A 15,147-nucleotide genomic window follows, 5' to 3' on the forward strand; every position below is an offset into this window, starting at 1 on the left:
AGCTTTTTACACATGCTGCTTGAACAACTCATTGAAGTTATTGGTGGTCACTTCGGCCACTTCTTCAATGCTTACCCCCTTCACTTCTGCCAGACACTTCGCGACATCTGCGACATAGGCTGGCTGGTTTTGTTTGCCGCGGTGCGGCACCGGCGCAAGCCAGGGACTGTCAGTTTCAATCAACAGGCGCTCTAACGGCAATGCTTTAGCCGTCGCACGCAATTCTTCAGCATTACGGAACGATAAAATGCCGGATAAAGAGACGTAAAAATCCAATTCATCGATGGCTTGTTGGGCCATTTCAAGCGACTCGGTAAAACAATGCAGTACGCCCTTACACTTCTCCGCTTTGCCTTCCTTCAGAATCGCCAAGGTGTCTTGTTGCGCATCTCGGGTATGAATAATTAATGGCTTCTTCAGCGTATTTGCTGCAGCAATATGCTTAGCAAATGCCTGCTGCTGAATGGCTTTGCTATCCGGGTCGTAAAAGTAGTCTAACCCGGTTTCGCCGACAGCGATGACACGAGGGTCCGCGCCTAGTTCTACCAAGGTTTTATAGAAATCATCTGCAGGGGTTTTCTCATCTTTAACGTACAGTGGATGCAAGCCACAAGACAACGATACGTTATCAAACGGCTCTACCGCTGCTGCCATCGGACGAAATTGGTCTAGCGTGACACACACGCAAAGCATGTGGCGTACGCCTTTGCGTTCGGCATTCTTTACGATTGTTGCTAGGTCTGTGCCTAACTTATCGGTATCGATTTTATCTAAATGGCAATGGGAATCGACAAACACAGATTACTCCGCTAATTGCTGTAATAACTGTAACCAACGGCGCTCGCTCGCTTGGCTATCCGCCTGTTGCTGATGCTGAGTGAGCGCCTGTCGGCTAGCGACATTTTCATCGCAACATTGTAACACGAGCAAGTGCTTATGCTCGACGTTGCCGACGACCCAAATCACCTGTGCGGCGAACGGCTCAGTCAATCCGCTAAGATTGACCTGCATCATTGTACCAAGCCCTGCTCCACGCTCGGCGCAGGTTAAGCACCAGAACGTAGGACTCGAGAAGTGCCCTAAAAAGCCCATTGTTTGTGAGTCGAGTTGCAGATATAAAGCGGCCATTTACGCTCCTGAGAAGCGGATTTAGCCGTTTAGTTTAGCACGCAGTGATTGCCATAATTGCCGCAGTTGGTTGGCTATCGCCAAACCGGCAATGTGGAAAGACTGGCGCTTAATCACTGCCAGCTCGCGTTGGCTGCGTAAAATTACATCAGCGTGGTGGGGATAACGTTTATGGTGCGCGCTTAAGTCGTCTGCCAAGGCTGGCATGGTGAGCGCTTGAAAGGGTGCTCGATGTGCAACTTTTAGCCAATCACTGAACAGCCATTCGGTGATCACCAGCCACTCCTGTGCGGCAGATTTACTGTCCAAACTCGGCAACAACTGTTTACCCTGCAATGCTGCAAGTAATTGTTGCGCATGCGCACGTTGCTCATCGGTTATCGTTGCGTGGTTATCTGCACGGCTTAATACGATTTTCTGCAAGCGACTGCGAATGGTCGGCAATAACAAGCCTTGGCGTTTCGCAGTGATCAACCAGTAACTATTTTGTGGTGGCTCTTCTAACATCTTTAATAAGGCATTAGCCGCCGCTTCTGTCATCCGTTCCGCCTGATAAATGACCACGACTTTGTTACCGCTTTGGTTGGCTGTCTGGTACAAGTTCTGGCTTAACTGGCGAATACTATCTACCCCAATGCTGGCCTTGTCATCGTCACTGACCACTTGTAAATCGGGATGATTTCCGGCGTTGTAGAGTTCGCAGGCTTTACATTGACCACAGGCCTTTCCACTAGGCCTTTGGCATAACAAGTAGTTCACCACTTGCTCGACAAACACGTCGCTTCCTAACTGCTTATCCCAGTTAATGCTGTAGGCGTGGGCCAGACGATGTTGTTTTGCCGCCGCAAGAAAATTCATCCATGGCTGCTTTAACCAAGCGTAGCTCATATAAAAAGTTGCTCTTCAATTGCCCGTAAAATGTCTTTATGCACTGCCGGCATTGGTTGGTTGGCATCAATCACCACAATGTTTGGCTCACGTGCCGCAATGGCTAAATAGTGGCGCCGAGTGCGTTCAAAAAACGCTAATGATTCTTGTTCGATACGGTCGAGCTCTCCGCGCTCTTGCGCGCGTTGTAAACCAGTTTCGGCATCTACATCCAGTAACAGGGTCAAATCTGGCGCGAAGTTTCCTAGGGTCAGTGACTTTAGTGCTTGCAAGCGCTCGTCACCAAGCTCCCTGCCACCACCTTGGTAGGCACGAGAACTCAAGTCATGGCGGTCGCCGATCACCCATTTACCGTTCTTCAAAGCGGGCATAATCACGTTTTCCACAAGCTGAACCCGGCTCGCGTACATCAGCAACAGTTCTGTAGAGGGGCTAATGTACTCTTCCCAAGAACGTTTTACCAGTTCTCGCAGCGCTTCAGCCAACGGTGTTCCACCCGGTTCACGAACCGTTTCCAATGGAATGCCCTTGGCCTGTAAATGGGAAAGTATGGTGGCGATTGCCGAGCTTTTACCCGCGCCCTCAAGGCCCTCAACTACAATAAACTTTCCTTGCATAGCGTGATTACTGTCCTTTTTGATATTTATTAACCGCTTTTTGGTGTTCCGCTAGCGTCTTTGAAAACACGTGCTGGCCATCGGCGTTCGCCACAAAATACAAATAATCGGTATCTGCCGGTTTTGCCGCCGCTTGTAACGATGCGATTCCCGGCAGCGCGATAGGCGTTGGCGGTAACCCATCAATACGGTAGGTATTGTAAGGTGTTCGTTCGCGCAGGTGGGCGCGAGTCAGGTTCCCGTCAAAATCCTTTATACCATAAATTGTGGTCGGGTCAGACTGTAGCCGCATACCTTTACGCAAACGATTAGCAAACACCGATGCCACTAACTCGCGTTCACTATTCAAGCCCGTTTCCTTTTCGATGATCGAGGCTAAAATTAGCAGTTGGTAAGGAGTGTCTACGGCACAAGGCGCTGCGCACTGCTGCCAGGCCTCCATCAGGTGTTGATGCATGCTTTCATACGCATGTTGCAGTATATCCCAATCACTACTACCTGCCTGATAAGCGTAGGTCTCGGGCAGTAGGAGTCCCTCGAGGTTGTGAAATGCTCCGTCGCTTAACCGCTCTGCAATAGCCGTCATCGATAATCCTGCGGTATCGTGAGTTAAATGCGGCGCCTGCTGCAGTGTCGCCAGTGCTTGGGCGGCGGTTTGCCCCTCAATAACCGTCACTTGGAACAACATTTGTTCGCCGTTTATCAGTTTGCCCCAAAATGTCTGCCAGTCCGTCGCGGCAGCAAATTCATAGTAGCCCTGTTTAATTGGTCCTAATTGGCCGCTTAACTTCGCTAACCAATAGTGTAGTCGTGCAGAACTGATGAGTTGTTGCTGTTGCAGACGCATCAATACATCGCGACTGGTGTCACCACGCTCAACCGCAATAACTAATGGCGTGTCTTCTGACACAGCTAAACGTGTTTGCGGATAGTAAGATCGTAACGCGAAGATTATCGCTAAAACGATAACAACAACGGTAAATAACAGCGCTAACGCCGATTTTATTGATTTAAGCATAATTCCCAATCTTTATAATCGAGCACTTCTAACGCGCGGCCATCAAGCTGTGCAATCGGTTGAATACCTCGCACACAATTACACAAGAACGCTTGTTCCGCTTCAGCAAGATGTTGGCAAGGAAACTCTGCCACTTCCACCTCGCCCATTAAGCCGCTACTCAGCAACTGTTGTCGTGCAATCCCGTTAACTCCGGCACCACTTATTTGTGGTGTATGCCAGCGGCCGTTGACGCGCCAGAATAGGTTGGCTTGGACCCCACCATAAATTTGCTGGTCATGATCAGCCACCCACAACTGACATTGGCGCCGTTGTTGTTCTTGGCTTAATAGCACCTGTTCCAAGCGGTTCAAGGTTTTTATACCGGCCAGAAGTGGCTGTATACTCAGGGTTAATTCCGCTTTAAACAGGTTTAGCGGTGTGGGAGCTGGCAGTTGCAAAGCCTTGCCATTCAAGTAAATATGGCTGCTGATATCGTCACTATAGCCATAGCCTTGGGTGGAATCACCACGAGTGACGATCACTTTCAATACGCCCTCGCCGATTTGCTGCGCACGGTTACATGCTGCGGTGCTTAGCTGTTCCGGATCAAAATTCGGCATCAGCAACTGTGCTTGTGCAGTGAGTAAGCGGTTTAAATGCTGAGGCCATAAACACAATTGCCCTGCCCGCACTCGTACGGTGGTAAAATGGCCGTCGCCGAACTGTAAGCCACGATCAGTGGCTTCCGGGAAGCACTCTTCCACACTCTGCTCCTTGAATTAGACTGCTCGCCATTTGTACCATCATCACCGTAAAAATCCTAGCTGCCGGAATGCCAATTGGCCGATATTCGGGCATAAAAAAAGGCGGATAATCATCCGCCCTTTCTAGCACTACCTAACGATTAGTCGTCAGAGTGTGCTTTAACGTAATCAATCGCGGCTTGAACCGTTTTGATTTTTTCTGCTTCTTCGTCTGGAATTTCGGTCTCGAATTCTTCTTCCAGAGCCATAACCAGTTCAACAGTATCCAATGAATCTGCACCCAAGTCGTTTTCAAAAGAAGCTTCTGCTTTTACTTCTTCTTCTTTAACGCCCAGCTGCTCAATGATGATTTTCTTTACGCGTTCTTCGATATTACTCATGGTATTAAAATCCCTCAATAGTGTTCGCGAGAGTGAAAAATTGGCTGTAGTTTAGAGAAACCGACAGCATTAATAAAGCAAAAATTGCGATTATGCCGAGAGGTCGTACCCCTACACGGTTAAATCATCGCCATTCCACCATTCACATGGATGGTTTCACCAGTGATATAAGCGGCGCCAGGGCTCGCTAAGAATGCTACAGCAGCAGCGACTTCTTCCGGCGCACCTAAACGTGCAGCGGGAATATTAGCAAAAATTGCCGATTTTTGCTCTTCGGTCAATGCTTTTGTCATATCGGTATCAATAAAGCCAGGAGCTACACAGTTCACGGTAATGCCGCGCGCAGCCACTTCTTTTGCTAATGACTTAGTGAAACCGGTTAAGCCCGCCTTCGCGGCACAGTAATTGACCTGGCCTGGGTTACCCGTTGTTCCAACCACCGAACTGATATTAATGATGCGACCTTCACGGCGCTTCATCATGCCGCGAATAACAGCTTTAGCGAGGCGGAATACAGCCGTTAGGTTGGTTTCGATAACGCTATCCCACTCGTCTTCCTTCATTCGCATCATCAAGTTATCACGAGTAATACCCGCGTTATTGACTAAGATATCGATACTGCCGAATTGTTCCTCGATAGCTTTCAATACCTCAGCAACTTGCTCGCTATCCGTTACGTTCAGCGCCATTCCTTTACCGTTGTCGCCAAGGTATTCACTGATCGCTGCCGCGCCATTTTCTGAGGTTGCCGTACCAATGACTTTTGCTCCAGCAGCAACCAGTTGTTGTGCAATGGCTTTACCAATCCCACGACTGGCGCCGGTAACGAGTGCAACTTTGTTTTCCAAACTCATAAACGATTCCTTTACCCTTTTAATGCTTGCAGCGCATCAACCGTATTCAACGGTGTGCACGTTAACTGCTTATCAATACGTTTAACTAGGCCGCTTAACACTTTACCTGGGCCAACCTCATAACTCTCGGTAACCGCCATAGCGGCTATTTTTTGTACCGACTCAGTCCATCGTACTGGTGAGTATAGTTGTCTAACTAGCGCATCACGAATGGCGTCTTCCGCCATCGCCGATTCCACATCAACGTTATTAATGACGGCGATTTTTGGCTGGGCAATACTAATTTCCGCCAATCGTTGCTTTAATTGTTCCGCCGCAGGCTTCATTAATTCACAGTGAGATGGCACGCTCACGGGCAACGGCAACACTCGCTTAGCGCCCTTTTCTTTTAACGCTTCACCAGCACGCGCAACCGCCGCTTTATGGCCAGCAATGACCACTTGCCCTGGCGAGTTATAGTTCACTGGCGCCACAACTTGGCCTTGCTGAGCTTCAGCACAACACTGCCGAATAACGTCGTCATCAACGCCTATAACTGCCGCCATCGCACCCTCACCCTCTGCAACCGCCTGTTGCATAAACTGGCCACGATCGCGTACCAGTTTTACTGCATCTTCAAAGCCCAAAGCGCCTGCACAAACTAACGCAGAGTATTCGCCAAGGCTGTGTCCGGCCATTACTGTGACGTCAGCTAACCCTTCGGCAACCGCCGCTTTATACAAAGCAACGCTTGCGGTTAACAACGCCGGTTGAGTATTCTCGGTTTGATTGAGGCGACTATCAGGACCATCTTGAACCAACGCCCACAAATCGAACCCTAGAGCATCACTGGCTTGGGCGAAAGTGTCTTTAATTAATGACGTATGCTCAGCAACATCTGCTAGCATACCGACGGTTTGCGATCCCTGTCCGGGAAACAATAATGCTTTACTCATCGTCATTATCCTTTAAAACGTGACTAATGCTGAGCCCCAGGCGAATCCACCACCAAAGGCTTCTAATAATAATCGGTGACCCCGTTTAACACGACCATCGCGCACGGCAACATCTAGGGCAATGGGTACCGATGCAGCAGAGGTGTTACCTGTGTAATCCAAGGTCATAATAACCTGATCCATCGGCATCCGTAATTTTTTTGCGGTAGCGGCGATAATTCGGCGGTTCGCTTGATGCGGAATTAACCAGTCTAATTGATCTGCGGACAGGTTGTTGTGTTTCAAGGTGTCAGTGACCAATTCACTGAGTTTGGTAACGGCGACGCGAAACACTTCATTACCACGCATATACATCCAACGGTCGCTGTCTTCCGAACTATCGCGGGTCGCTTGTTTAGCCCCCAATAATTCGGTGTATTCGCCGGCACTATATATGTGTGTTGAATGAACGCCAGGTTGCTCACTGGCTGACAACACCACAGCTCCAGCGCCGTCGCCAAACAATACTAAGGTATTACGATCTTGAGGATGACAAAGCCGCGCCAAAACATCGCTACCGACAACTAACACGTTTTTACACTGGCCTGATTTAATATATTGGTCGGCAACACTGAGGGCGAAAATAAACCCAGAACACGCCGCTCCGACATCAAAGGCTGGGATGGTGCTAATACCTAGTTGCTGTTGGATGTAGCAAGCCGCGGAGGGAAAAGCATGTTCAGCAGAGGTGGTTGCACAGACAATCATATCGACATCTGTTGCGGTTAACTCTGCCATTTCCAAGGCATTTTTCGCAGCCAAGGTTGCCATCGAGTGCACCGTTTCTGTTGCACTCGCTATACGCCGTTCACGAATGCCGGTTCGCTCACGGATCCATTCATCGGAAGTGTCGACACGCTGCTCAAGTTCAGCGTTAGTTAAGCGTTGAGACGGTAAATAATGACCCGTTCCAACGATTCGAGAAAATGTCATGATAGCTTTTACGCTTGTTCTAAGAGAACGGACTCTACCCGACTTTTAATTTGTTCAGGCAGCTCTTCGCGTGCTTCAGTCACCGCCTGTTGGATAGCACTATAAAATGCTTCACTGTTGGCACTGCCGTGACTTTTTATCACCACGCCGCGTAAGCCTATCAAACTTGCGCCGTTATAGTGGTCGGGCTTCAACCAATCCCATGACTGCTGAAGCTTTTTCGAAAATAACCGAAAAAACCAGCGATATGCCCAATGGGAAGCAATTGTCGATTTTACGTTGGCAACCAGAAGCTCTGCTAAGCCCTCGCAACTTTTTAGCGCGATGTTACCAACAAAACCATCACAGACAATCACATCAGCTTTGCCGGTAAACATATCGTTACCCTCAATAAAGCCGATATAGTCTACCGCCTCCGATGATTGCAGCAGTTGTGCGGCATGGCGTACCACGTCGCTACCCTTAATTTCCTCTTCCCCCATGTTCAGCAATGCCACCCGAGGTTTACTGATAGCAAGGGTTTGTTGTGCTGCGACTGAGCCCATAACGCCAAACTGGAATAGCGTATCGGAATCGCACACCGGGTTTGCACCCAAATCAAGTAAATACGATTGGCCACCACGCTGATTCGGTAGCGCCGTCATCAACGCCGGGCGTAATACGCCGGGTAAGGTTTTTAACACAAAATAGGCTTTGGTCATCAATGCGCCGGTATTGCCGCCACTAACGACACCTTGGGCGTGACCATCGGCAAGGAGTTCGAGAGCCTTGCGCATTGAAGACTCAGGTTTTGCACGCAGTGCATAGCCAGGCTTGTCCGCCATAGTAACAACGTCCTCTGCATGGACGATTGAAATGGCTGGATGATCGTTGAGAGCTTGGCTTTGAAGGAGTTGTTGCAGCTCTTGTTGGCGGCCAACAACAGCAAACTCGACATCGGGGAATTGGGAAACCGCCTTTTTTAGTGCGGCAATAACAATAGAGGGGCCATGATCGCCCCCCATTGCATCAATTGCTAAACGCAATTTTATCACTCAATAATTACTTATTGACGACTTTACGACCCTTGTAGTAACCGTCAGCAGTGACATGGTGACGACGATGAGTCTCACCTGAAGTCGAATCTACCGACAGTGTAGGGCCGCTTAATGCGTCGTGTGAACGGCGCATGTCGCGCTTTGAACGACTTTTACGATTCTGTTGTACAGCCATTTACGCTATCTCCTGGTTATTTACGCGTTAATTCTTGCAACACCGCGAATGGGTTTTCAGATTTGGCTTCTGCCTCTTCGTCAATTTCGCCCCACGTCATGGCGTCGCGATCTACCGAACATTCACTTGGCTCGTGCTTCGGAACGAGTGGCATTGCCAAGATCAATTCATCCTCAATCAGCCCATGCAAGGCAATCTCACCAAATTCATTGGGTTCGATTGCTTCATAAGCCTCTGGAAAATCTTCTGCTGTCTGCTTTTGAGTCACGGGAGCATACGCAAACTGTGCCTCAATAGCAACTGCCAGCGGTTCACCACACCGTTCGCATTTGACGCTGGCTTCGACACTGGCCTTACCGCTAAAAAACATCAACCCTTGCGGGTCTGTGCCAAAACCTATTTCAACAATAGGATCCTGACTCGGTTCAAGCAGCAATTCTTGAAATCGTTTCAACGTTTGTGCAGGGACCACGCCGTCATATTGTGCACGCTTAACGGCACATTTAACCGGGTCGACCTGTACGGGTATACGAACATTTTGCATAGCGGCCGAATAGTAAAGGAATTACGGGTCAAAAACAAGGGTAATTTGCGCTAACCCGCCAAGGTTAACGGGTTTATCTGGTGTTTTCTTAGCATTTCAAGCAACCGGATGGTTGGCAAGCCGATCAACGCGTTCGGGTCGTCGCCGACCATGCGTGTAAACAAACTAATCCCAAGCCCTTCACTTTTAAAACTGCCAGCACAGTTTAGCGGCTGTTCCAACCGCACGTAGCCGGCAATTTCCTCATCCGTTAACGAACGAAACTCAACGCTGAATGGCTCCACCACACTATCCATCTGCTGTATGCCTGAGTGGTATAACGCCAGACCGGTCAGAAAAGTTACACGCTTCCCGCTGCAGCGTTGTAGTTGTTGTCGAGCATTGGCCTCGCTACCTGGTTTACCGAGAATCATCCCGTCGCATACCGCGACTTGGTCCGAGCCAATGATTAATGCTGCTTTATTTAACCGTTCAGCTACCGCCAACGCTTTTTGTTGCGCCAACCTTAACACCAGTTGTTCCGCCGACTCATCCGCCCGCGCGGTTTCATCAATTTCCGGCTTACAGACCTGATAAGGCAGGTGCAACTTATCTAATATCGCGCGGCGGTACGGTGAACTGGAGCCGAGAACGAGTTCAACTGACATGGCTAAGATCCTCTGGTGATTGCGGCAGTACGGTTTCGAGGTAATGGTGCAAGGCAGCGGGTGAATCTACCACCGTGCTGGCCCCTGCAGCTAGCAACTGCGCATGACTATGCACGCCATAGCTGACCCCGATAGCGGTAACGCCAGCATTCTTCGCCATTTCCATGTCGTAAATAGAATCACCTACCATAATAGTACGCGCAGCGCTGGTTTGTGCCTCATTAATGAGTTGTTGCAACATTAACGGGTCTGGTTTCCCCGCCGTTTCGTCCGCTGTTCGGGTTGCGACAAAGTGGGTATGTAAGGACGTCTCTGCTAAAACGCGGTTAAGGCCGCGCCGTGCTTTGCCGGTTGCAACTGCTAACAGGTGATGCTTTCGCAAGCTGTCGAGCATCACTTCAATACCGTTGAATAACGGCGTTGGGGTTTGGTTAAAAGTGACATACTCATCGCTGTAGCGACGAATAAATTGGCGTAATTGTGGCTCAGCTAAACCACCGAATAGCTGTTCGATGGCGGGCGCCAGGCTTAAACCAATAATGTGTTGTACATCGGTTGCTAGCGGAACTGGAAGTTCTAGCGCTTTAGCGGTGGCTTGCATCGACGACACAATTCGCCCCACTGAGTCCATCAGTGTGCCGTCCCAATCGAAGATTATTAGGTGTTTTTGGCTCATCAGTGACCTACTACATAACGGTTAGACGGCTGAGTACCGTTTCTAAAACAGTATCTAAAGGCGCTTCAAATTGCATCGCCTTACCCGTTTTCGGATGATTAAAACGCAACTGCCAAGCATGTAAAAAGAGTCGATTCAAGCCGCGCTCCGTCATCATCTGGTCGAACTTTTGGTCACCATATTTCGGGTCGCCGGCAATAGGATGGCCGGCATGAAGCGTATGAACACGAATTTGGTGCGTGCGCCCAGTAATCGGCGATGCTTCCACTAGCGTTGCTTCCGCATAACGACGATAAATGCGAAAAGCAGTTTCTGACGGTTTGCCCTGTTCGTCTACGCGAACAATACGTTCACCACTCTGCAGGGTATTCTTTTTCAACGGTGCGGCAACTTTGCGGGTGGTTTTCTGCCACTGTCCGCGTACCAGTGCTAAATAGCGTTTATCCACTTGCTTATCGCGCAACTGTTGATGCAGCACGCGCAGCATCGAACGCTTCTTCGCGACCAACAGCAAACCACTGGTATCGCGGTCTAGGCGGTGAACCAGTTCTAGCTGTTTACTATTTGGGCGCAGCGCGCGAAGCCCTTCAATCAACCCGAATTGCAAACCACTACCGCCATGCACTGCCATTCCTGATGGCTTGTTAATCACCATGAAGGCGTCATCTTCGTATAAAATGGCGCTTTCAAGTTGTTGTACTTGCTCTAACTTACTGGACGGCAAAGGCGCTTTTTCTTGCACTTTTACCGGTGGAATACGTACCTGGTCGCCCACTTGCAACTTATAGTCTGGCTTACAGCGCTTTTTGTTCACCCGCACCTCGCCTTTGCGGAGAATGCGATAAACAAGCGATTTCGGCACGCCTTTCAATTGCGCGATGAGATAGTTGTCGATGCGCTGCCCAGCGTGACCATCGTCGATGGACTGCCACTGCACTTGGCGCTGTTCGGTAGTTACGGCTTTGTTCATGGCGCGTAGTTTATCACTTAAAAAGCGGTGACGGAAAACAAATTGGCTCTTGTAATGGCACGGCTTTTCGTGGAATAATTGCGTGTCAAAAACCGCCAAGGGGCGGTCTGATTAAACGAAAAATGATTCGCGAGATCTGATAGACACTGTCGGCAACAACAGGTCCACATCAGCATACGGTGAACGCACCGAGATGTTGAAGGCACGGAAACGTTGAAATATTACGCCACAGGTCAAGCTCAGGTCTTAAGTTGAAATCGCGGCAATATGGCACGTGAAAATAACGTCAAGCCGCAGAGTGTTCGACACTAATTTATTCGGCTTATCCATTCAGTAATGGGTAGCTACTACGTAAGCCATGCACGTTGTGACGCATGGTCGTCAGCAACCAAGTCAGACATAGCGGAGGACAGACAATGTGTTTTTACATCCTATCCCCTATGCCGCAGGCTAATTGCTTACAAAAGTAACGAATGCGTTAATTGCTCGAACGTTTTTGCGAACGTGTCATATTGTGGCCCAATACATTGAGTCACAAAAATGAAGAGAATGTTAATTAATGCCACGCAGCTTGAAGAGTTGCGTGTAGCGTTGGTAGATGGCCAACGTTTGTACGACCTAGATATTGAAAGCCCTGGCCATGAGCAAAAGAAGGCCAACATCTATAAAGGTAAGATCACTCGCATCGAGCCCAGTTTAGAAGCCGCGTTCGTTGACTATGGCGCTGAGCGCCATGGCTTCCTCCCGCTAAAAGAAATTGCCAAAACCTACTTTCCTGAAGGCTACACGTTCCAAGGTCGTCCCAACATTAAAGAAGTTGTGTCTGAGGGCCAGGAAGTTATCGTCCAAATCGATAAAGAAGAACGTGGCCAGAAAGGTGCAGCGTTAACCACGTTTATTTCACTAGCCGGTAGCTATTTGGTGCTTATGCCAAACAATCCGCGCGCGGGTGGAATTTCTCGACGTATCGAGGGTGATGAGCGTTCGGCGTTAAAAGAAGCGTTGTCAGAATTAAACCTGCCTGCCGAAATGGGCTTAATTGTTCGTACCGCCGGCGTAGGAAAATCGAAAGATGAACTGGAATGGGACCTTAACGTATTGATGCACCATTGGCAGGCGATCACCAAAGCCGCCAATGAGCGACCTGCTCCGTTCCTTATTCACCAAGAAAGTAACGTGATTTTCCGCGCACTGCGTGACTACTTGCGACGTGATATTGGCGAAGTACTGATCGACAGCAAAAAAGTTTACGACCAAGTTCGTGAGCACATTCAACTGATTCGCCCCGATTTTGTTCAGCGCGTGAAACAGTACGAAGGCGATGTACCACTGTTCAGTCACTACCAAATCGAAAGCCAAATTGAATCAGCGTTCCAGCGTGAAGTGCGCCTGCCATCAGGGGGTTCTATCGTGATCGACCCCACTGAGGCACTAACGTCGATCGATATTAACTCATCACGGGCCACTAAAGGTGGTGACATTGAAGAAACCGCCCTGCAAACCAACTTAGAAGCCGCAGAAGAGATCGCTCGGCAGCTACGCTTACGCGATGTTGGTGGCTTGATTGTTATCGACTTCATCGATATGACACCGGCACGGCATCAGCGTGAAGTAGAAAATCGCTTGCGCGACAGCGTTGCACAAGACCGTGCGCGTATTCAAGTATCAAGGATTTCGCGTTTTGGTTTGTTAGAAATGTCACGGCAGCGCCTTCGCCCATCATTGGGTGAGTCCTCTAACCACGTCTGCCCGCGTTGCTCTGGGCAAGGCACTATCCGTTCAAATGAGTCGCTAGCACTGTCTGTGTTGCGCTTGATTGAAGAAGAAGCCATTAAAGACAACACCATGCAAGTGCATGCGCAAGTGCCGGTGCCGGTTGCGACCTACTTATTGAATGAAAAGCGCCAAGCGTTAGGCAAAATTGAAGGCCGTCACGATGTTCGTGTGGTGATCATCCCTAACCACCATCTTGAAACGCCACATTTTGATGTGTTGCGTATACGTGATGATGAAGTTCCAGAAGAAGCCAGTTTTGAACTGGTACAGAAGCCAGAACAAGAAGCGTCTGTCTCGATTACATTAAGCAAAGATAAAAAGTCGTTAGAAGAGCCAGCAATTAAAGGCTTAAAAGCGCCGGCCGCACCGCCAGTACAAGCGACACCGGTAACCACTGGACCGTCTCTGTTAAGTCGCTTATTGAAGAAAATTGCTGACTGGTTTAGTAGCGACGAAGACAGCAAAGACAAAAATAAGGGTCGTGGTAACCGTCAGGGTCAACGTAACGGCCAGAACAACCGTCGCCGCAATAACAATCGCCGTGGTGGACAACGCTCTCGCCAACGTAATCGTCGCGACAACCAAGGTACTAACAAAGACGAAAGCACGGCACAAACCACGACGACTGAGAGCAATAAGCCGAATCAAGAGCGTACTGGTGAAACCCGCGGGCGTAATCGTCGCGGTCGTGGTCGCGGCCGTAACCGTCAACGCCAAAACAGCGACGCTCAAAACGCCAATCAAGCAACAACCAATGAAGCTGTAGCGCAGGAGTCTGCGGATAAGGCTGAAGTAGCAGAACAGCAACAACAGCGTGCGCCGAAACCTCGTCGTGCTCGCAAACCTATTGAAAAATCGGTTCGCATGAAAGCACAGGAAGCCGAGCAAGATAGTCAAAATGTCGCACCCGAAGCTGACGCGCCGCAGAATGCTCAACCGCAAGCCAACGCGAAAGCAGAAACGCAAAGCCCGGCAAAAGCTGAGCAAAGCCAACGCAAAGTCGCCGCGGATGACGCTGACAGCAAAGCACAGGGTCGAGCCAACGATCCAAGAATGCAGGCTGCGGCAGAGAAAGTGGCGCAACAACAGAAAACTGACAACGCAGCAACACAAGCGGTGGAACAGCAGACTGAAGCGCCAACAGCAGCGACAGACGACACAGCGCCACAATCTCCCGCTCAGCCAACGTCTGAACAGCAGGAACTCAGCGCAGAATCGGTTGCTAGCGATAGTGAATCAGATACTACTGAAGAACGTACACCACGTAACCGTTCACGTCGCTCACCGCGACACATGCGTGCGGCTGGGCAGAAACGCAAACGTGAAAAGCAAGAAGCAGAACACGCTGAGCCGAGTGATGACAGTGCGCCAACCGCGGCTGACGAAGCCCAGCCTAATGAGGCAGCAACGGATCTAACGCCTGCATCAGAAGCACCTGTAGATAAGCCAGAAGATGCGGTAGAAGTGGTTGCTGCAGAAGTGCAGACAGACACCGTTGCTGCGGAAGCTCCGGTTGCCCAAGCGCAAAGTATGGATGTTAGCAAGCCGGTATTACCGCAGCGGGAAATCAAAGGCCAAGCGTTCGCGCCAATGACAAAAGCGGTTAGCCAGCCTCGCCAAGGTGAATTCCGAGCCTTCGGCATTGCTGCTGACAGCTCGCGTAAAGCCATCGCGAAGTCTTCGCAGATTGCATCAATTCATTCGGCGAAATCTACTGCATCAGCGGCAATGGCAAAGTGTGAGACACCACTGTATTAGGCCCTAAAAGCGACTCGCCGGCGATA

17 protein-coding genes are annotated in these 15,147 nt (G+C 49.8%); 1 reads left to right on the forward strand and 16 read right to left on the reverse strand.

Going from position 1 to position 15,147, the window contains the following annotated elements; translation table 11 throughout:
- Positions 1 to 6 precede the first annotated feature (6 nt).
- The 16 genes from CWI84_RS00905 to rluC form a co-directional block, all read right to left on the reverse strand.
- On the reverse strand, positions 7 to 798 hold the full coding sequence (locus CWI84_RS00905; RefSeq protein WP_126840693.1) for a TatD family hydrolase: 792 nt from the start codon (positions 796 to 798) through the stop codon (positions 7 to 9).
- A gap of 3 nt (positions 799 to 801) precedes the next feature.
- Positions 802 to 1,128: a hypothetical protein gene (locus CWI84_RS00910; RefSeq protein WP_126840694.1), complete on the reverse strand. Its 327-nt coding sequence runs from the start codon at positions 1,126 to 1,128 to the stop codon at positions 802 to 804.
- A 21-nt stretch (positions 1,129 to 1,149) separates the two neighbouring features.
- Positions 1,150 to 2,016 carry a DNA polymerase III subunit delta' gene (locus CWI84_RS00915; protein ID WP_126840695.1) on the reverse strand — a complete coding sequence of 289 codons (867 nt, stop codon included), beginning with the start codon at positions 2,014 to 2,016 and terminating at the stop codon, positions 1,150 to 1,152.
- Positions 2,013 to 2,633, reverse strand: coding sequence for a dTMP kinase (gene tmk, locus CWI84_RS00920; protein ID WP_126840696.1), 621 nt, complete (start codon positions 2,631 to 2,633; stop codon positions 2,013 to 2,015). The genes CWI84_RS00915 and tmk overlap by 4 nt, the downstream gene beginning before the upstream one ends.
- Before the next feature lie 7 nt (positions 2,634 to 2,640).
- Positions 2,641 to 3,651, reverse strand: coding sequence for an endolytic transglycosylase MltG (gene mltG, locus CWI84_RS00925; protein WP_126840697.1), 1,011 nt, complete (start codon positions 3,649 to 3,651; stop codon positions 2,641 to 2,643).
- Positions 3,636 to 4,397 carry an aminodeoxychorismate lyase gene (gene pabC / locus CWI84_RS00930; protein ID WP_126840698.1) on the reverse strand — a complete coding sequence of 254 codons (762 nt, stop codon included), beginning with the start codon at positions 4,395 to 4,397 and terminating at the stop codon, positions 3,636 to 3,638. Before pabC ends, mltG begins: the two co-directional genes overlap by 16 nt.
- Positions 4,398 to 4,537: 140 nt before the next feature.
- On the reverse strand, positions 4,538 to 4,777 hold the full coding sequence (gene acpP / locus CWI84_RS00935) for an acyl carrier protein (RefSeq protein WP_126840699.1): 240 nt from the start codon (positions 4,775 to 4,777) through the stop codon (positions 4,538 to 4,540).
- A 119-nt stretch (positions 4,778 to 4,896) separates the two neighbouring features.
- Positions 4,897 to 5,631, reverse strand: coding sequence for a 3-oxoacyl-ACP reductase FabG (fabG, locus tag CWI84_RS00940; RefSeq protein ID WP_126840700.1), 735 nt, complete (start codon positions 5,629 to 5,631; stop codon positions 4,897 to 4,899).
- An 11-nt stretch (positions 5,632 to 5,642) separates the two neighbouring features.
- Positions 5,643 to 6,572, reverse strand: a complete 930-nt coding sequence (gene fabD / locus CWI84_RS00945) for an ACP S-malonyltransferase (RefSeq protein WP_126840701.1) — start codon at positions 6,570 to 6,572, stop codon at positions 5,643 to 5,645.
- A 6-nt stretch (positions 6,573 to 6,578) separates the two neighbouring features.
- Positions 6,579 to 7,538 (reverse strand): beta-ketoacyl-ACP synthase III, encoded by a 960-nt coding sequence (locus tag CWI84_RS00950; RefSeq protein WP_126840702.1) that lies wholly within the window; start codon positions 7,536 to 7,538, stop codon positions 6,579 to 6,581.
- 8 nt (positions 7,539 to 7,546) lie between these two features.
- Positions 7,547 to 8,572, reverse strand: coding sequence for a phosphate acyltransferase PlsX (gene plsX / locus CWI84_RS00955; RefSeq protein WP_126840703.1), 1,026 nt, complete (start codon positions 8,570 to 8,572; stop codon positions 7,547 to 7,549).
- Positions 8,573 to 8,579: 7 nt separating this feature from the next.
- On the reverse strand, positions 8,580 to 8,750 hold the full coding sequence (gene rpmF, locus CWI84_RS00960; protein ID WP_006955319.1) for a 50S ribosomal protein L32: 171 nt from the start codon (positions 8,748 to 8,750) through the stop codon (positions 8,580 to 8,582).
- 16 nt (positions 8,751 to 8,766) lie between these two features.
- A complete protein-coding gene (gene yceD / locus CWI84_RS00965; protein WP_126840704.1) occupies positions 8,767 to 9,294 on the reverse strand; it encodes a 23S rRNA accumulation protein YceD in 528 nt (175 codons plus the stop codon).
- A 50-nt stretch (positions 9,295 to 9,344) separates the two neighbouring features.
- Entirely contained in the window at positions 9,345 to 9,941 is a 597-nt protein-coding gene (locus tag CWI84_RS00970) for a Maf family protein (RefSeq protein ID WP_126840705.1), read from the reverse strand.
- Entirely contained in the window at positions 9,931 to 10,617 is a 687-nt protein-coding gene (locus CWI84_RS00975; RefSeq protein WP_198674461.1) for an HAD-IA family hydrolase, read from the reverse strand. The genes CWI84_RS00970 and CWI84_RS00975 overlap by 11 nt, the downstream gene beginning before the upstream one ends.
- 10 nt (positions 10,618 to 10,627) lie before the next feature.
- Positions 10,628 to 11,587, reverse strand: coding sequence for a 23S rRNA pseudouridine(955/2504/2580) synthase RluC (rluC, locus tag CWI84_RS00980; RefSeq protein ID WP_126840707.1), 960 nt, complete (start codon positions 11,585 to 11,587; stop codon positions 10,628 to 10,630).
- Between the two features lie 540 nt (positions 11,588 to 12,127).
- Between rluC and rne the strand changes: the two genes are divergently transcribed.
- Positions 12,128 to 15,121 (forward strand): ribonuclease E, encoded by a 2,994-nt coding sequence (rne, locus tag CWI84_RS00985; RefSeq protein WP_126840708.1) that lies wholly within the window; start codon positions 12,128 to 12,130, stop codon positions 15,119 to 15,121.
- Positions 15,122 to 15,147 lie beyond the last annotated feature (26 nt).

It is taken from the genome of Idiomarina tyrosinivorans, assembly GCF_003987475.1.
GTDB lineage: Bacteria > Pseudomonadota > Gammaproteobacteria > Enterobacterales > Alteromonadaceae > Idiomarina > Idiomarina tyrosinivorans.